The organism is Hyphomicrobium sp. (assembly GCF_051860585.1).
Lineage (GTDB): Bacteria > Pseudomonadota > Alphaproteobacteria > Rhizobiales > Hyphomicrobiaceae > Hyphomicrobium_C.
On record NZ_JBHYDS010000012.1, the window covers coordinates 19,856 to 36,721 of the forward strand.

The following is a 16,866-nucleotide window of genomic DNA, read 5'->3' on the forward strand; positions in this document are numbered from 1 at the left end:
ACTTCGGCATCCTGCAATCGACCCAGACAATGCGGTAGATCAGTAAAATGGGTGCCCGGACGGGAAGATCAGCGGTCATATCGCTATGAACTGCTCAAGGATTCGATGGCCGGCCCGGCCACTTCGTTCGGGGTGGAACTGCAGACCAGTGATGTTATCTCGCCGGATTGCAGCAGTGACCTCAACCCCATCGTAGTCGACGTGGGCAATACGATGACTGGGATCGGCTGGCTGGCAGTGATAGGAATGGACGAAATAAACGTAATCATTAGCGCCCTCGAGTGCCGTCTTACGCCAGCGCTGGTCAGACGAGCCACCGGAGGGTTCAATCACCGCCCAACCGACATGCGGCACGCGCCGCTGTTGTCCGAACGGACCACGCGCGGAAATCCGCTCGACGCTACCTGGGATTAGTCCGAGCCCCAGCGTGTCCCCGAACTCACTCGATCGGTCCATTAGCAACTGCATCCCGATGCAGATGCCCAAAAACGGCCGACCCGTCGCAACAAAATCTTGCAACGCGTAAGTAAGTCCCCTGCGTTCGAGGGCATCCATCGCGCGCGCGAAGGCTCCTACGCCCGGTAGGATTACTCGGTCAGCGAGACGCACGCGCGTCAGATCACCGGTGAGCTCGGGCTCGCAGCCAATCTTGCGCAAGGCGTTGCAGACAGAAAAGACGTTGCCAATGCCGTAGTCGACAACGATGACATTACGACTCATGCAGCGAGCCCGGCGTCCACTCTCCGCATCGCGATGCCAGCCTGGAGGCAGGCACCGCGAAAATCGCCGAGCGTGTACTTGCCCGAATGGAGGTCACGGGCGACCGCGACTGCGCTGACGTCCGGATTCCTGAACATGTCGACGACATGCTTCGGGCTACCGACGCCGCCCGATGAAATCACAGGGATGTCGACCTCAGCGGCTATTGCTGCAATCAGCGCCGCATCCATGCCCCGCCCGGTACCGTCTTGATCAATCGAAGTTATGAGCAGTTCGCCCGCACCGAGCTTCTGGCCCTCTACCGCCCAGGCAACCGCATCGCGGCCTGAGTGGTTGCGGCCATTGTCGGTCATTGCCTCCCAGCCGCCATTGGGCAGCTTCTTCGCTTCGATCGAAAGTACTGTCGCCTGGGAGCCATATGTGTCGGAGATCGCACGTAGAATGTCTGGGTGCAGTGTCGCGGCCGTATTTATCGCGACCTTGTCCGCTCCGACTGCCAGCATTTCCTTCACCGCGTCCAGACTGCGAATACCACCGCCGACAGTAATTGGGATGAACACCTCAGTGGCAACCGCTCGAACGATACCGGACAGATTGTTTCGGCCGTAGAGGCTTGCAACAACGTCCATGTAGAGCAGTTCGTCTGCACCTTGCTCGTAGTAAAGTTTGGCGCGCGCCTTTGGGTCGCCAACCTTGCGCCAGCCCTCCAGATGAACGCCCTTGATGACATGCTCCATCTTGACATCGAGGCGCGCGATCAATCGCCTGTTCATGGTCTTTCTCAGTTTTCCTGAAAGACAGTGCGGCGCAGGCGCCACGCGCCGTCGTCGTACGCCCACAAATGCGGCGAACGAAATCGATTGGCGAGAGCATCGAAATAAGCACGGTCCATGATGGGATCCACGAACTGCTTCGACGCCTCGGGGTAAATTTCCGGCGGCAGACTTAGATAGTTGAGCAACTCGTCAGCGAAGCGCTCTGGAAACTCACCATCATAACGCTTGACCAGTGCCACACCCTCCGCGCGCTCGATATCCCCGGAGCGGATTTCCTGTGCCGCGTCATAGCTCGTCCGTCCGATGCCGAACTTCACGTATGTCGTGTAGTAATGTAGGTCGTCAATGCGATCGTCTACTGAATTATACTTGGAATACGTGCCGGGTGTGCGCTCGGGAGATGCTTCAAAACCGCCATGCTCCGACGCAAAATAGTACGCGGATTGAGGGTGCCACTTAAGATAGTAGCCGAGATAGTGGACCTCAATGTTCTTCCCACTCAGGATGTTGGGGTCTGTCGGCATGTAGGCAGCGAGGTCCGCTTTCCGCACGCCGAACCGCTGAACAAGATCCGCAACGGAGACTCCGCCGAGGAAAATCTCGTCGTCAGCTACCATTGAGAAATACGCGAAATCTCTTTTGGCGCTGTCATTGTCTGCGATCGGGTTGCCGTATTCTGCTTCGTTTTCTCCGTAGAAGACCAGAGGAATGTCCATTTTTGCGGCAAAGCCAGGGGCAAAGCCTTTCTGCCCGATAATGAATGGCTGGAAAGGATGGAACAGATTCTCAACCGCGAGCCGTGTCATTAAGCGCTTAACCCGACCATTTGGGGTCAACAAATAATTGTCGAATCCGGAATGTATCCAGCGATTAAAGTTGCGCCAGCCCCACTCAGTGTAGATATGGGGTGCCCAGGTGCATGTTAGAGGGTTCATGCCGAATTCGTACTTCAGCATCCATGATTGGTAGAACGAATCTTTGCCGCCCGAACCTGGCACTAGGCAGTCATAAGAGCCGTTGCGCGAGCGGTGCTTGTCGCAGAGAACAACTAGCTCAGCGCGGCGCCGCTCCCAGTCAATTGCGGCGTGTTTACGCGCGGCATTGCGGCAAGCATCGCACACACCGTCATCGTCAAACGCTATAACTGTCTTCTTGCTGTCCGCGGTATGTTTGTACTCGACTGCCGAATTCGGTCGCTGGTTCGAAATTACACATTTGCGACAGAACGCGACGTTTGGAGGCAATCCGTACTTAGTTTCCATTGGCTTCGACTCAAGCTTGTAAAGCTTGAGATTGACGCCTTCGTTTCTGGGGTCGCTGTAAATTTGCGAATGGCCATTCGGCCGCAAAACGCTCGGCTTATCGAAATCAGCGCCCATAACTAACACTCGCGCATTCAATTAAATCCCACGCTGGCGCAGACGGCATGTAAGCCGGAAATCTCGCGAAACAAAATATAGGCATCCTAAAGCATAAGTTTCAGCAGAAGTCGATAAGGGAAGCAAAAATTGTTTCAGGCCCCTCTCGGAATGAATATAGCGGCGATAACGGGCTGAAAATCAAGAATAGCTGAAGTGCTCAGCATCGAAAATGTAGCGACAAAAGCAGTTCAGCGCGAATTACTCAGGCGACCGAATAAATTGCGGGTCGCGTAGAGCCTAGTCGAACGTCGGATTGCTGCGCCCCGTTTCGTCGTGTTAACTGCGTCACTTGTGGTTGCGGATCCTGAAGCTTGCGGATATGAAATATTACTTCCGCAGCGGAGGTGCATCAATCTCCGCGATATGGAGGCCGCCCCCGAACCCAGGGAGGTGGACCTCAATTGTCGCGCGAGAGTGTCCCGAATGCAACACATCCTTCCTGCCGAGCGAAACGATCAATGTCACCAATATCGGTCTTACGACAGGTGCTGCACTCGCAAATGTCGGCTCTCGCCCTCACGTTGAGCAGTCTCGCCGTAATGATAGTTATGGCCAGAAACACCGACGTCGAGGTCTATGGCAAGTATGCGGTATTGATCGGACTTGTTACCACGCTGACAAAATTGTCAGGCCTGAATATCTTTTTCTCGCATCGGGACAGTTATCCGACCCAAACCTATCCAGAATCTATCGCTACGTTGAAGTGCTACTTGTGGCCAGTAATGGCGGTTGGAAGTTTCGTTGCGCTGACGGTCATTGGACTAAATAGCCGATTCGGCCCTTGGCTTCCCATAGCCGGGTTTTTGGAGCATGCGCTTTCGATAGCTCTCTTCCTGCTGTCTCTCGCTAGCCTGGAAGTTATGCGTTTCTACCAATCGATCGGTCGATCGATATTCTCGAATTGGACGCTCGCGATAGGAAAAGCGGTCACTGCGTTTATGTTGATCATAGCGGTGGCGCTGTACGGCGGCGCATTGAGCCTGGCGACCGTGCTGTTAATCCTGACCGTATCGCAGCTGATAAATTTCATGATCCAAATTGCGCGCGATCCAAAATTCGCGTCGATTTTCAAGACTGAAAGAAAGCCCTTTGAACCGCTTGCGATCGTTCGAAGCCTGCCACTCATTCCATCCGCCCTGTTCTACGAGGCGCTATCATTTATTGATCGGTATACAATTTCTAGAGTGGAAGGGTTTGAGGCGGCGGGCCACTACAGCATCGCCGCCCAGGGCGCGTTTCTAGCGTATGCGGTTCTGGGCGGAGGAATTATCAGTTATTTTTATCCGCGGCTTGTACTCATAAGGGCAGAGGGGCCCGAAAAGTTTAAGCGCACGGCGAGGCTGATCCTTTTTGCGGGCGCGGCATTTTGCATTGTAGGAGCGTTCCTCATTATGACGTTGAGTTGGATGGTGCCGCTCGTATTTGGAGAACGCTATTCGACGAGCGTCGTGTTGCTAGAGTTGTCGGCGTTCATCCCGTTGTTTCTTTTCATTCTGAGCATGCTCACACACCTTGCGTACCTCAACGGCGACGCTAAGAAAACCGCAGTTGCGTTCTCTTTCGGTATTCCGATCATTGCGGGATTGAATGTCATTCTGGTTGGCCAGTTCGGATCGCCCGGGGCAATCGCCGCCACCTATCTGTCGTTGAGCGTCCTCACGGTTTGGCACGTCTTCATCCTGTTTCCGACCTTTAAAAGGGGCCTGTGATGTGCTCGCGCCGCCGCAAAATAGTTCTTGGACATTGTTATACGACTGAAAACAAGGGGGACGCTGGCATCGTCCTCGCGACGGTAAGTGAAATCAATGCGGTTGCAGCAGATGTTGAACTCATAGGTATTTCAACTTTTGCGTCCAGCGATGGGGCATTTCAAGTGCACCACGCTGACTACCGATCGGCGGGCGTTCGCATGGTCCCTGCTTTATTGCCGGAGGACAAGATCTTCAAAAATGGAAAGGTCTTTACTTCGACTGCCGCGAAGGCGGCGTCGTTTTCTCTGAACCTCCTGAGTTTGGCGTGGACGCTGCTGGTCTACAAAAAATGGCCAGGACTCGCGCCCGATGAACTAACGCAAACCTTGGATGCTCTTGCAGGCGCCGACGTGTTTATAAGTAAGGGTGGATCATTTATCTGCAACGACAGCGGCGGCGTCCGAGGGGATATTTCTCTTTTCAAACTTCTTGTGCCGTTCGCAGTCGCCAAGCGACTTGGCGTCAGGACGGTGGTTCTGGGCCAATCGCTTGGTCCCTTCACAACCAGAAGCTCGCGTGTGCTCTTCCGCTTATTCAGTCGTTACATCGACAGGCTTTACTTGAGGGAGCGCGTAGGGCTAAAATATCTCACGTTTATGGGGCCGGATTTCGCCCGCCAGAAACTCGACGACTGTCCAGACGTAGCTTTCGCGCTGGAAGCGGAGCTATTTAAACCGGTGATCGAGATCGGTGATAGGCCGGCGATAGGCTTGACGATCGTCAATCACCGCTTCGCAGACGAATCAGCGAGAGAAACGTACGTCGACATCATCTGCCGCGCAGTTGATTTCTTCGCGAGGCGGATGGAAGGCGCGAAATTTTACATTTTTCCGCAAGTGCTTTCGCCCCATGTCGATGGAAGCGTCGACATCGAGTTGTCTAAGATTGTGGCGGCGCGCTGCAGGCGGCAGTACGGTGTAACGCCTGAGGTTCTCGAAGGCGATTACGATGCGAGAGCACTGAAGGAAACATACCGCCGTATGAGGTTTTTTATCGCCACGCGCCTGCATTCTTCGATTTTCGCCGTGAGTGCCGGGGTGCCGACTGTGGTGTTTGGGTATCACGGCAGCAAAGCGGAGGGGGTCTGGCGCGGGCTTGGATTCGAACGCTTTTTTTTCGACATCAATACGGTCAAGTGGCCCCTAGTCGAAAGGGCGCTTGCAGAACTCTACCAAAACGAGAAAGAGATAGCATTGGAAATTGCTGAGCAGGCCAGGAGAAATAGAAGACGGATTCGCGAGGTCGTGCAGAATGAAATTGGATAGACTATCTCGCGGTTGGAAAGCATCGATCGGCGGGGCTCTGGCACGAATTCGCTATCGTTCCCGACCCGATCCGTACCGGGCGTTTCGCTCTCTCGACGGATGGGCGGATCCGAAAGACGTTCCCACGACGAAGAATGCAACTGTTCTCGTCGTTCCGGTTCGAGTGTCGTCGACCTCAAATCTTTTGGAGGGCGTTATCGGCGCCGGTCTGAGGCTCGATGGCTATCGTGTGCTTGCGCTTCTTGACGGCGGGACGCTCAAATATTCGGAAAACTCAACATTCGGAAAATCGCGAACGATAGCCGATGCTCTTTCCGTGTACGAGCAGCAGCAGTTTTGCGCAACGTTTGGAATTGAACCGCGCTATTTCAGCGAGCTGATCGACGAAGCGGAGTTTGAAGAGATTAAGCGCAAGTTGAACTCGCTCGGCTACGATCAGCTAGTCCGGTATAAGCTGCAAGGCGTCGCCATAGGATTTCACGCTCGTTCAGGATTGATGCGTTACCTCCGTCAGGAAACGATCGACATTCCTGAAAACGCGGAACTCTTACGTGAATTCGTGAAAACTGGGGTTGCAACGGCCCTCGCCGTGAAATCTGTGGTCATCCGAGAGAAGGTCACGCACGCGTTGCTGTCGCACGGCACATATTCCACGTGGGGCGTAGCATGCGAAGTTTTGGTGTCTCTTGGAGTAACGGTTAGCGTGTGGGGCCGTGGATATGTTGGCGGCAATTTGATGTTTGGGCGCAACCAATCATATCTGTCAGAAGAAATTTCCACCACCGCCGAAGATGTTGTCGAGTTGAGCAGAGACCGTACCGGTGGGCTGGATATCGATGAATATTTTCGCGCGAAGGCAAGACCTAGAAGTGGCGTCGATGTCGAATCCTACTACGACGACAAGGAGCTGGGCGCGCCTCTGGAAACTGCAAAGCAGTTTGATGCGATGCTCGAGGGTGCTGCAGGAGTGATCGGCATTTTCCCGAACATACCTTGGGATGGTACAGCGTTTAGCGCGTCCACCTACACTCCTAGTTTGCGGGCGTTCGCGCATGAAATTCAGTTGGCGGCGCAGAGATTTCCAAAGTTGAAATTCATTGTTCGAATTCATCCGGCAGAAACCGTCCGCAAGGGAAACATCACGCGCGAGAGCTTTGCGTCGTTTTTCTCTGAAGAAGCATTGGGGGCCGCTCCAAATGTCAAAATCATTCCGTCGTCTTCGTCGATCACGAGCTACGACTTGATGGAGCGCTGTGGCGCCGCAGTCGTGTTCGGAACAACGCTTGCGATGGAAATGGCTTTCCGGGGTCTCCCAGTCCTGCTGACTGGAAAGCACCGCCTATCGAACAAGGGAGTTGTGTTCGAGATCTCTGACAGGGCGGCGCTCGATCTGCGGCTCCGGGAGGTTATGGAGGGCAAGCTCAGGGTTACGGAAGTCATGAAAGATAACATGCGACGCTACGCGCACTACCATGTTAATCTCGAGCATATCGCCGACGACATGATGGCGACCGGGCACTACTCCTTTGAGAAGTATAAGTTCAGCTCGGTGGACGACTTGCGCCAGGGGCGATTGAAGACGGCGGATGCAATCAAGAGTTTCGTCCTCGGCCAAACAAACAAGTGCCTGAATCCCTATGCCTAACGCCCGACTCGTTTCGGCTCTTGCATTGATGGTCGCGTGGAGCGTGTTCTCCACGAGCTATTATTTGCTCGTCTATTTGCCGTCCGCGAGAGGAATCCTCATTGGGTTGGCTGCGGTCGCCACTCTTGCTGTCTCGATCATTTGTTTGTTGCCCAAGCGCAAACTCACCCTAGTCTACGTCGCTGCTCTCATGATCCCGACATACCTGTCGAGTCTGCAATTCTCGTTCGATCAGCGCCCATTTACACCGGAATTTGTCTACTTCTTCTCTGTGCATTTTATCATTCTAGGTTGCGCAATTTTCGCCGGAGAATCGCTGTCGACGTCTAGGGTTGTCTTGAGGGAGAACCACAAAAGGTTAGTCGTACCGCTTGCACTCTATGCGCTCATCGGCATTGCTTGCTATGTCACGTACTCTAAAGGCATGCGCGCGACAGACTTTGCAGAGGGCGTGAAGGTAAGCGGAGACGCTTACAAGATCGGTGGTCTGTCTGGCATTCAGGGGGTTTTGACGATCTTCGTCTTCTGTTGCTTCAGTCTTCTGGGGCGCGTTCACAAGGTCGTATTCGTTATCGTAACGTTGGCGCTATCCATTATTGACGTGAAGCGCGGCGATGCAATGCGGATGATCATATTTCTCGTTATGCTCGTCATTGCAACGGCCGGCGAGTCGCGTATTTCGCGCAAAGTTGTCGTCTCAGGAACGCTTCTGGTTATTTCGAGTGTCGTGGTCCTCGTCGTTGCTGGTGAAATACGACAGGACCTCTACTCGCCGGGATCCTCAATATCTGAAATGCTCCAGTCGCGCGTCAACTCGACGGCATTGAGTTGGCTGTATGGCTATATCGGGATAAATGCGTCTGTCCTGATGGAGACCTTCGAAGCGCCCTTTGATCCGCCGGGTTATTTTTCGACACTCGTCGCGCTTTTGCTCACGTCGCAAGACGTGGATCTGGGCGTCGTCCCATCCATAAATGGTTTTAACGCAGGCACCGTGTTCGCAACGTTCGCTGGGAATGAGCGCATCCTTCCCTCGTACGACTTCATCGGTTTTTGCATCGTCCTTGGAGCAATGGTCGCGGCGGCGGGCGCCGCGATACCTTCACTGCAGGCGTTTCTAATGCTGCAGATTTTTGGATTTAGTTTCGGCAATCAGCTGATCCTACCGTATTATCTTGTTGGTTTCGCGCTATCGGTCGCCTATGTCCGGTTGTTTAATGGGCGCCGCCTTTATCCATTAAGCGCAACCCCACCGGTTCGCGTGCCGCGGATCGCATAATGAGGAGCGTGACCGTCAATATTTCAAACTGCACGTCGGGCGGGGGAAAGCAGATCGGCCTATGGTTCGTTAGGCATCTGCTCGAAAATCGCCCTGGGGACCTGACGCTAAGTTTCATAATAAACACAGCTCACACCGCGCTATTGGATATTGACCACGCGGCGGATGTGCTGGTGGTTCCCGCGTCCCCGATGCGTTCGCTGAGGTCGCGCCGTCTTGCGCATGCGTTTCTCAGATCGCGCCAGCCTGATTGCCTGTTTTCCATTTTTGGGCCGCCTGGGTTGCGCTGGAAAAACCACGTGTGTGGGCTGGCCAACGCCTTTGTCACGTCTTGCGACGTGCGGCTATTGCGTGAGATCTACGGCTTTGCGTGGCCGATCCATTATATTAAGAACCGCATGTTCGCGCGTCTCATGACCAAGCCGAATTTCCTCGTTTTTGAAACAGAAGTCGAAAGGGGAAGCTTCTGTGAACGCGAAGGGTACCCCCGCGATATGACGATGGTCGTTCCCAACAGCGTCAACAATGTATTTTGGACGCATAAAGCTACCCAGCGAGAAAACGCGATTGAGCCGTCTGCATTTTTCCGCTTGCTGTTTGTTACGAGTAATCACCCGCACAAAAACAATCATCGGCTGCCGGAATACGTGCGATCGCTCAAGCAGGCGGGCTTCAATTCGTTCGAGATCGCAACGACGCTGACGGAACGAGAGTTTGCCCCAATAGAGACGGCGATGGGATCCGATGCCGCTCACATCAGGCTGACAGGGCGGCTCGATATCGCGGAATTGATCGAAGAATACGAGCTTTGCGATGCTGTGATTTTGCCGTCGGCGATTGAAACCTTTTCAGCGGCTTACAACGAAGCTCGCTTCACGGCACGCCCGCTCCTGGTTTCCAACATTCCGTCCGCGCAAGACGTCTGCGCCTCGTTTGCGACCTTCTTCGATCCCCGCCAGCCGGAAACTTTCGTCGCCGGCGTGCGAGACGTTCTTCGGAATTTGCCTGAGCGATCTCGGACATCTTGGCAATCTAGGCTCAGCGTCATGGAGCCCGAAGAGAAAGCCGCCATGTACGTCAACCTGATTCGTCGAGCGGCCGGCGCAAATTGTGAAGCCACGGCTCAGGGCTAGACCATCCCATGGCCGGTCAGCCGCTAAGCGACGCCGTTGCAGGCAAGGCCCCTATCCTCAATGGATGGGTGCAGACATGGGCAGACAGATTAGCCGCCGCACGGCTTTCAAGGTCAATGCTCTGAAGGTAAAAGGTCTCTACCCTGACGGCAGTGGGCTCTACCTGCAAATTTCCGCCACGGCCTTCAAATCCTGCATCTTCCGGTTCAAGGCGCACGGTCACACACGAGACACGAGTCATGGGTTCTAACGACCATCAGTCTCGCAAATGCGTGAGAATTGACCTCCAACTGTCGCCGGGACAGACTTGCAAGTATCGATCCCATTGACGCCCGGCAGAAGCAACGCGTCGAGCAGCAGATTGAAGCAGCCAGGGCCATTATGTTCGACTTGGCGCGGAATCAGTCATCGATTTGCATCAGTCGTTGTCCAACTCGGAGGTGAAAATTCCAAGCTCTAGGCTGCGGCTATGTTTTGTGCGAGGAATGCCAGTAAGAGGTGCGTAATAGCGTTGGGCAGAGCAAGTTAGTGCTATTCTTCGAGCTTGATTTCCTCATTCTATTCCTTTTACCAACGGCGTTCCTTGCGTGTGCCGCCAAGGCATCCGGACAGGGGTGGCTTGCGCCTTGGATAGCAATCATTGCTTCCTTGTTTTTCTTGTATGAGTTCAGCTGGGTAAGCGCGGCTGTTGCGACTCTGTCGATCGCGATCAATTACGGCGCTGCGCGTGTCTTGCTGCGCCTTCGAAAGAGGCGAATTCTAGCGTCTGCGATAGCGGCCAACTTGATAGTTCTGGCCTATTTCAAATACTCCATTTTGATAGACGACACGTTTTTTCATTCCAAGATCAGCTGGGAGTGGCGCATCGCGCTCCCCTTGGGGATCAGCTTTTACACCTTCCAGCAAATCGCGTTTCTAGTAGACATTTACCGAGGCAAGGTCAGTTCTTTCAACTTCAAGACCTATGCTCTTTTCAAGCTTTATTTTCCGCAGTTCATCGCGGGGCCAATCGTGCATTTTGAGCGAGTCCGCGCCAGCTATGAGCGTTGGCCGACTTTCAACGCCAGATCTATCCGGTTCGGTCTCGTGATAATGGCAATAGGATTCGCAAAGAAATTGGTCGGTGACCACTTTGGAGCCATTGCGAATGTCGCATTCGAACATCAGGATACGCTCACCTTCGATGCTGCCTGGAACGGTGCGCTTGCCTTCTCCTTACAAATCTACTTCGACTTTTCAGGCTACAGCGACATGGCTGTAGGCCTAGCGCGCCTTTTTGGGGTAAGCCTGCCATTCAATTTCAATTCCCCTTACAAATCACGCGGTCCAACCGAGTTCTGGCGTCGGTGGCACGTTACGTTGTCGCGGTGGCTGCGAGACTATCTTTACATCTCATTGGGAGGCAACCGGCACGGACGTAACAGAATGCTGGCGGCCCTTTTTCTCACCATGGCGCTTGGCGGTCTCTGGCATGGAGCCGCGTGGACATTCCTCTTGTGGGGCGCGCTACACGGGGTAGCACTTTTACTCCTCAGGCTTGTGAAGGCACGACCTCCAGCTATTGTTTCAAGGGCAGTGTTCTTGTTGTTTCTGATGGTGACTTGGATTTTCTTCAGGTCCGAGACATTCGAAGGGGCGGCGGCTCATTTGGCGGCGCTTGTCAGCGGCGAGGGTGGGTTGAGCGCAAATGCTGTCTGGCAGGCGACAGCGGGTGTTGTTGCGCTTCTTTGTTGCCTGATGCTGCCGAATTCGCAGCAAATATCGCTATGGCTATCTGCTCGCCGGGTCCATGCGTTTTGGCTAGTAGACCTGCCAATTGCGGCCGCGGCGGTGTTCATTCTGGCGCTGGCCTTCATATCACCGGAGACCACCAATGCGTTTATCTACTTCGAATTTTAGAGAGATTATAGCGGTTTCCGGAGCGCTGAGTTTGATCGTCGCCCTGTTTGGCGGCATTGTCGCAATTCAGGCTGGCTACTCGCCACCGGGTGAGAAGACAGAGCCGTGGATAAGCCAGGTGGCTCAACTACGCGAAGAGCTCTACTCGGCGAGAGAATCTCCCGGTCCTGCGATTTGGATTGTGGCTGGATCGAACGGTCTTTACGGAGTTAACAGTCGCGTCATCGAAGAAGCAACGGGCTTTCATGTTCGCAATTATGCGTTGCACGCCGGTATGCATCCCGATTTATTGTTTTCTCAAATCAGAGGCAAAGTTAGATCAGGCGATATAATCGTCGGCCCACTTGAATGGCTCGCCTACAATCGGCGGCTTGGGAATCGGTTCGATTATTCCAATTATCTTCACCACTTCAGCGGATCGGTAAATCCTGATCTCTGGACGTTGTACCGCCTCTACACCTCTGTTCCGCTCGCGCGATGGATGTCGGGCCTGTGGTCAAGAGTGTTAGGAAATAGCAGGTCTTTCTTTGGTGGCGCTGCGGGCAAAGAGCTAAAGGCTCTATGGGTAGCCTCTCGCGGCAAAGCGGACTCTCTGGCTTACACTTACGAGGCCGTCAATGAGTACGGTGATATCAATCTGGGGCGACCCATGACAAGAAAAACATGGATTGATAAATCGTCATTCACAGTGCCCGGCATGCTCACGGATAATACGCTTGCGATGCTGGCGAGCTGGAACGCTTATTTTGAGCGGCAAGGGGCAAAATTTTTATTGGTTCCACCTGTCATGCTGGAAGGCAACAATGACAGGCTTGTTACGACGCCATTGTGGGTTCAAATTGAGCGAATCCGCTCGCAGCTTGCGGGGACGGTGACGCCACTCAAATGTAATCCGGCAGATTCCGTGATGGCGTCTCTCTATCGAATGGATACAATTTATCATCTCAATTCTTCCGGCGCAGAGTTCTGGTCTAAAAAGTTAGCCGCATGCCTGAGGAGAATCATTGCCGGTGAGGAGGTCACAGCAGCGGCTATCAATCCCGAAATTGCTGCCAAGGACGCCGCAGCCGCAATCGCCGGGCAGAGGCTAGGGTTTGGACTAGGCGGCCTACCGTTCCAAACAACCCTGCGCGCGCTTACGGCAGGTCGCGAAAAGATCGTCGAGTATTACAAAGCCAACGGCCGCTATCCCACGACTGTGGCGGGCTTGCCAGACATCCTCACCTACGTTTCTGATGGTGGTAGCTATCGCCTTTTCAGAAAAACCGACGGCGGTGAATGCACCGTTGTTGCCGCCAACTGGCCTAATTTGATCTCGGATCTAGACACGAAAGGCGGTGATCCTACGCTTTGTCAGTCTTATGGTTACCGGAGTTAGATGGCCTATATCCGCCTTGCCGGGGAACGTTTTGAAAGGCGGTTATGGAGCTTCGTCGCTACTTGTGGAAAGAGTTTTATCGTCGATTAGAAAATCTTGAAGTTGCTTAGCAAAATGCTTGATCGCGACGGTCGCGCCGTATTTGGAAAGGTGATCGTCGTCGCTGTATATCAACTTGTCGCGCACGATCTGCCTACACACACGGTCGTCACACAAGGCATCAAACGGATCGAAAAAACGAATCTCCTTCCCAGGGATCGCGAACTGCCGGACAGCAGTGCCAAAGAGCTTATTGAATTCGCGATACTTCTCGAGCCTTGGATGCAACGCGATAACCCCCACATCGCAGCGTGGCCGCGCAACTAGGAATTCTGGCCGCGTTAAGCAGTCCACCGCATCTCCATGGCCAGCGAATTGCGGTACGGCTCCGATGAGCACGATTTTTTTTACGCCCGCGAGATATCCGTTAGTGATAAGTGCTTTAAGTTCCTTGGCGTAATAGTCAGAAAACTCCGCCGGTTCTAATAGAAGCTGGCCCTTCGATCGTTTAAAGAACAGCGTTTCATAGTTCCCACGCATCCAACTATGCGACAAGACTATGATCTCAGTGCGATTGTTTTGAACATAGGCGGCAGCTTTCTCCTTTGCCGGGCAAACAGAGAGCGGAGAAATGAAGTTGCAGGCGCCTGCTTCAAAAACTTTAAAACCGAACTTCCTGCTGGAAGCAAATTCCATCAGGCCCTCATAGTACATCCTGCCGTGACTATCGCCGATTAGCACGAACTTCTCTGGACCGTTTTCGAATTCGCACTCGCGACGCTTGGCTCCGATACAATTGACTCCGCCGTAATGGTTGTCGTGAAACTGCCCCTCGCCGCCGCCGAATTTGACGAACTCGGCAATGTCACCGGGCGGAATGTTAGCCCGCCAAAGCCATCCGCCATTGGCCCATGTGGTCGACGCTGGCAGGACAATGGCAAACGCCAGACCGGCGCAAGCTAATCCGAATGCGGAATTTGCGTAAGTGATCCCGCTGGGGCGCCGGAACGGCTGCTCAATGTAACGGTACATGCAGGCCGCCAAAGTGGCCGCCAGCCCACATAGCGCCCACTTTTCCGCAACAGTCGGCTCTGTAAACGTGGCGTAGCGATAGAACACAATCAACGGCCAATGCACGAGGTAGAGCGAGTAGCTTACAAGTCCGATCGCAACAGAGAGGGGGTTTCTGAGCAAACGTCCGGTGTATGGGGCACGACCGCCGTAAATGGCCATCGCGGCCCCGATGCAAGGAATTAAAGCGTTATAAGATGGGATGCGCGTGCTGTCGTTGAAGGCGAAGACCGCGTAAGCAATGAGTGAAAGCCCGGCGGCCAATACTGCTTCGGAGGTCAATGGACTTAGCTGGCGCTTATCTAGCCATGTAACCGCAGCGCCGATCGCGAACTCGAACACCCGAAACGGTGCCAGATAGAAGATCGTCGCGGGCTCAAAATGAAATGCCTCGTTGAGAATAAAACTTGATCCGGCGAGCGCGAGAAGCGCAAGCAACGTCGGCGTTGACCTCCAACGCGTCAGCAGCAGAACAATCAGCGCAGGCCACACTAGATAGAACTGCTCCTCAACGCTCAATGACCATGTGTGGAGCAAGGGCTTGAATAGGCCATCGGTATCGAAATAGCCGGCAGAACTCCAAAAGTAGAAGTTCGAGAGCGACGCTACCGCATAGACCAGAGAGCCGGCAAAGTCGCGAAAACGCTCAGGAGCCAATAACAGGAAGCTGAGAATGAAGCTCGCGGTAAGAGTGGCAATAAGCGCCGGGAAAAGGCGGCGTGCGCGGCGTGCATAGAAGTTCCCGAATTGAAAGGTGCCAGTTGCCTCGATCTCGCGCCGAATGAGTTGCGTGATCAGGTAGCCGCTAATAACGAAAAAGACGTCGACACCAACAAAGCCACCGGAGAATGCCGCAAACCCGGCGTGGAAGAACAGTATGCTTACCACCGCCACGGCGCGGAGACCGTCGATATCCGCCCGATAGCCTTCCGCCGTGCTGCGCAACATAGAGGGTCTCCGTGGCCGACCTTAACCCTGCGGCGCCTGCGCGAAAAAGCGCTCTCTTATACTTAGTGACCGGAGGCCCTCGATCTCTTCCAAATTCGGTTTGGGGAGATGATTGGCATCCTCCGGCACAAGTAGGTCGGACTCTTGAAGGCAAGACGACCGCGGCGGGCAATGGTCCATCTCATCGTTCGGTGCAACGATCAAGGCTGTTCAGAACGGGTGCCATTATGAACGCTGCTGAAGAACCCTCGGGGCGCCCGACTTTCAAGGACCTGTGTCCGTCATTCCTAATCAAGGTGTGATAGTTTCCAAGTCGTAACCCGCTAGGTCTCAAAATCAGGCGCCTTGATCGCGCATGTGAAAGCGCTTCGTAATCAAGCTCCGATCGAGTGCAACGTTCTCCAGCACGGCGCGGATCGTCGACGACGCATTATCGCGCTTATAGACGTTGTGCATCGCGCGCGCGTTCGCACGAAACGACGGCGACAAGGCGCTCTCTATCGCGCGCGAGATGTCCGCTGCTTGCGCCTCGGTATCGATCGTGTTGGCGGACCGCTCTCGGCCGGCCTGACGTCGACCGACATTGACGACGGGAAGACCGAACGAGGCCGCCTCGAGAATACCGGACGATGAGTTTCCGACCATCAGTTCAGCATGGCGCATGGCGCTGAAATAACCCTGCCGACCGAGGTTGTCGCGGATCTTGAGCCACGCCTTCGTCTGGGCGTAGGCTTCGAGCCTCTCGTTGATCTGCTGCCCCGCCTCGTCGGCGTTTGCGCGGCTAAATACGGTTGTCATTCCATTCTCGTCGAGCGCCGCAATGAGGGCCTCGAAGCCCGGGAGCGAGCTTTCAACATCCACCGTTTCCGGGTGGAAGGTCGACATGAAAAACGGCGCGTCCGGAATATCCAGGCGCTTGAGAAGCGACGCGCGCTCGTCGAGAACGAGGTCGGCGAGACCATCCAGCGCGGGCGCGCCGCTGACATGCACCCGCCAAGGCTCCTCCCCCATCGCAAGGATGCGCGAGCGGCTGAGGTCAGTCGAGCAGAAGTGCAAATGACTGAGCTTCGTTATGGAATGCCTGTAGAGATTGTCGATCGCCCCCTCGCTCTCTTCACCGCCATGAATGTGCGCGACCGGAATGCGGAGTGCACTGGCGGCAACCACGACGGCATGCATCTCGTAACGATCACCGAGCACGAGGAGAATATCGGGACGATCGGCCACCAGCGCCTGCGCGGCGTCCGCCGTAACGACGCCCATTGCCCTGGCGATGTCCTGCGCGCTGCCCTCACCGAGCGGCATCGGCACGACGGCGCTGATGGGAACGCCGGCCGCTTGCGCAAGTTCGGTTGCTGCTTGGTGGCGCTGCGCCGATTGCAGCTCCACCGGGACGTGGTTTCCGGAAACGAGCAGTGCCGGGCGAAGGGATGCGCTTTCGCGCAGCGCCGCGATCGCCGGCTGATAAATGCCGAAATCGGCGCGGCTCGTCGTGACGACGACCACTCGGCGCAGGCTATCCAAAGGCATGGCCGTCGCTC

The 16,866-nt window shown here is 54.7% G+C and carries 13 protein-coding genes; 8 read left to right on the plus strand and 5 right to left on the minus strand.

All coding sequences use genetic code 11. The features are described from left to right. Window positions 1-75: 75 nt before the first annotated feature. The 3 genes from hisH to ACTIFK_RS16720 are packed head-to-tail and all read right to left on the minus strand — an operon-like array spanning window position 76 to window position 2,875. Window positions 76-720 carry an imidazole glycerol phosphate synthase subunit HisH gene (gene hisH, locus ACTIFK_RS16710; RefSeq protein WP_439544146.1) on the minus strand — a complete coding sequence of 215 codons (645 nt, stop codon included), beginning with the start codon at window positions 718-720 and terminating at the stop codon, window positions 76-78. Beyond that, window positions 717-1,493 carry an imidazole glycerol phosphate synthase subunit HisF gene (gene hisF, locus ACTIFK_RS16715; protein WP_439544147.1) on the minus strand — a complete coding sequence of 259 codons (777 nt, stop codon included), beginning with the start codon at window positions 1,491-1,493 and terminating at the stop codon, window positions 717-719. Before hisF ends, hisH begins: the two co-directional genes overlap by 4 nt. An 8-nt stretch (window positions 1,494-1,501) precedes the next feature. After that, a complete protein-coding gene (locus ACTIFK_RS16720) occupies window positions 1,502-2,875 on the minus strand; it encodes an N-acetyl sugar amidotransferase (protein ID WP_439544148.1) in 1,374 nt (457 codons plus the stop codon). A gap of 590 nt (window positions 2,876-3,465) precedes the next feature. Between ACTIFK_RS16720 and ACTIFK_RS16725 the strand changes: the two genes are divergently transcribed. The 8 genes from ACTIFK_RS16725 (at window position 3,466) to ACTIFK_RS16760 (ending at window position 13,267) form a co-directional block, all read left to right on the plus strand. Beyond that, entirely contained in the window at window positions 3,466-4,626 is a 1,161-nt protein-coding gene (locus ACTIFK_RS16725) for an oligosaccharide flippase family protein (RefSeq protein ID WP_439544149.1), read from the plus strand. Further along, window positions 4,626-5,933 carry a polysaccharide pyruvyl transferase family protein gene (locus ACTIFK_RS16730; RefSeq protein WP_439544150.1) on the plus strand — a complete coding sequence of 436 codons (1,308 nt, stop codon included), beginning with the start codon at window positions 4,626-4,628 and terminating at the stop codon, window positions 5,931-5,933. Before ACTIFK_RS16725 ends, ACTIFK_RS16730 begins: the two co-directional genes overlap by 1 nt. Beyond that, window positions 5,920-7,578 (plus strand): hypothetical protein, encoded by a 1,659-nt coding sequence (locus ACTIFK_RS16735; protein ID WP_439544151.1) that lies wholly within the window; start codon window positions 5,920-5,922, stop codon window positions 7,576-7,578. The genes ACTIFK_RS16730 and ACTIFK_RS16735 overlap by 14 nt, the downstream gene beginning before the upstream one ends. Next, a complete protein-coding gene (locus ACTIFK_RS16740) occupies window positions 7,571-8,857 on the plus strand; it encodes a hypothetical protein (protein WP_439544152.1) in 1,287 nt (428 codons plus the stop codon). Before ACTIFK_RS16735 ends, ACTIFK_RS16740 begins: the two co-directional genes overlap by 8 nt. Before the next feature lie 8 nt (window positions 8,858-8,865). After that, the gene (locus ACTIFK_RS16745; RefSeq protein ID WP_439544153.1) at window positions 8,866-9,990 is read left to right on the plus strand and encodes a glycosyltransferase; all 1,125 of its coding nucleotides are present in this window, start codon (window positions 8,866-8,868) and stop codon (window positions 9,988-9,990) included. 76 nt (window positions 9,991-10,066) lie between these two features. After that, window positions 10,067-10,240: a hypothetical protein gene (locus ACTIFK_RS16750; protein WP_439544154.1), complete on the plus strand. Its 174-nt coding sequence runs from the start codon at window positions 10,067-10,069 to the stop codon at window positions 10,238-10,240. 278 nt (window positions 10,241-10,518) lie between these two features. After that, window positions 10,519-11,889 carry an MBOAT family O-acyltransferase gene (locus ACTIFK_RS16755; protein ID WP_439544155.1) on the plus strand — a complete coding sequence of 457 codons (1,371 nt, stop codon included), beginning with the start codon at window positions 10,519-10,521 and terminating at the stop codon, window positions 11,887-11,889. Continuing rightward, entirely contained in the window at window positions 11,864-13,267 is a 1,404-nt protein-coding gene (locus ACTIFK_RS16760) for a hypothetical protein (protein ID WP_439544156.1), read from the plus strand. The genes ACTIFK_RS16755 and ACTIFK_RS16760 overlap by 26 nt, the downstream gene beginning before the upstream one ends. A gap of 42 nt (window positions 13,268-13,309) precedes the next feature. Here the strand turns inward: ACTIFK_RS16760 and ACTIFK_RS16765 are convergent, their stop codons facing one another. Next, entirely contained in the window at window positions 13,310-15,325 is a 2,016-nt protein-coding gene (locus ACTIFK_RS16765) for an acyltransferase family protein (RefSeq protein WP_439544157.1), read from the minus strand. Between the two features lie 336 nt (window positions 15,326-15,661). Then, complete coding sequence (gene neuC, locus ACTIFK_RS16770) at window positions 15,662-16,855, minus strand: UDP-N-acetylglucosamine 2-epimerase (RefSeq protein ID WP_439544158.1); 1,194 nt, start codon at window positions 16,853-16,855, stop codon at window positions 15,662-15,664. Window positions 16,856-16,866 lie beyond the last annotated feature (11 nt).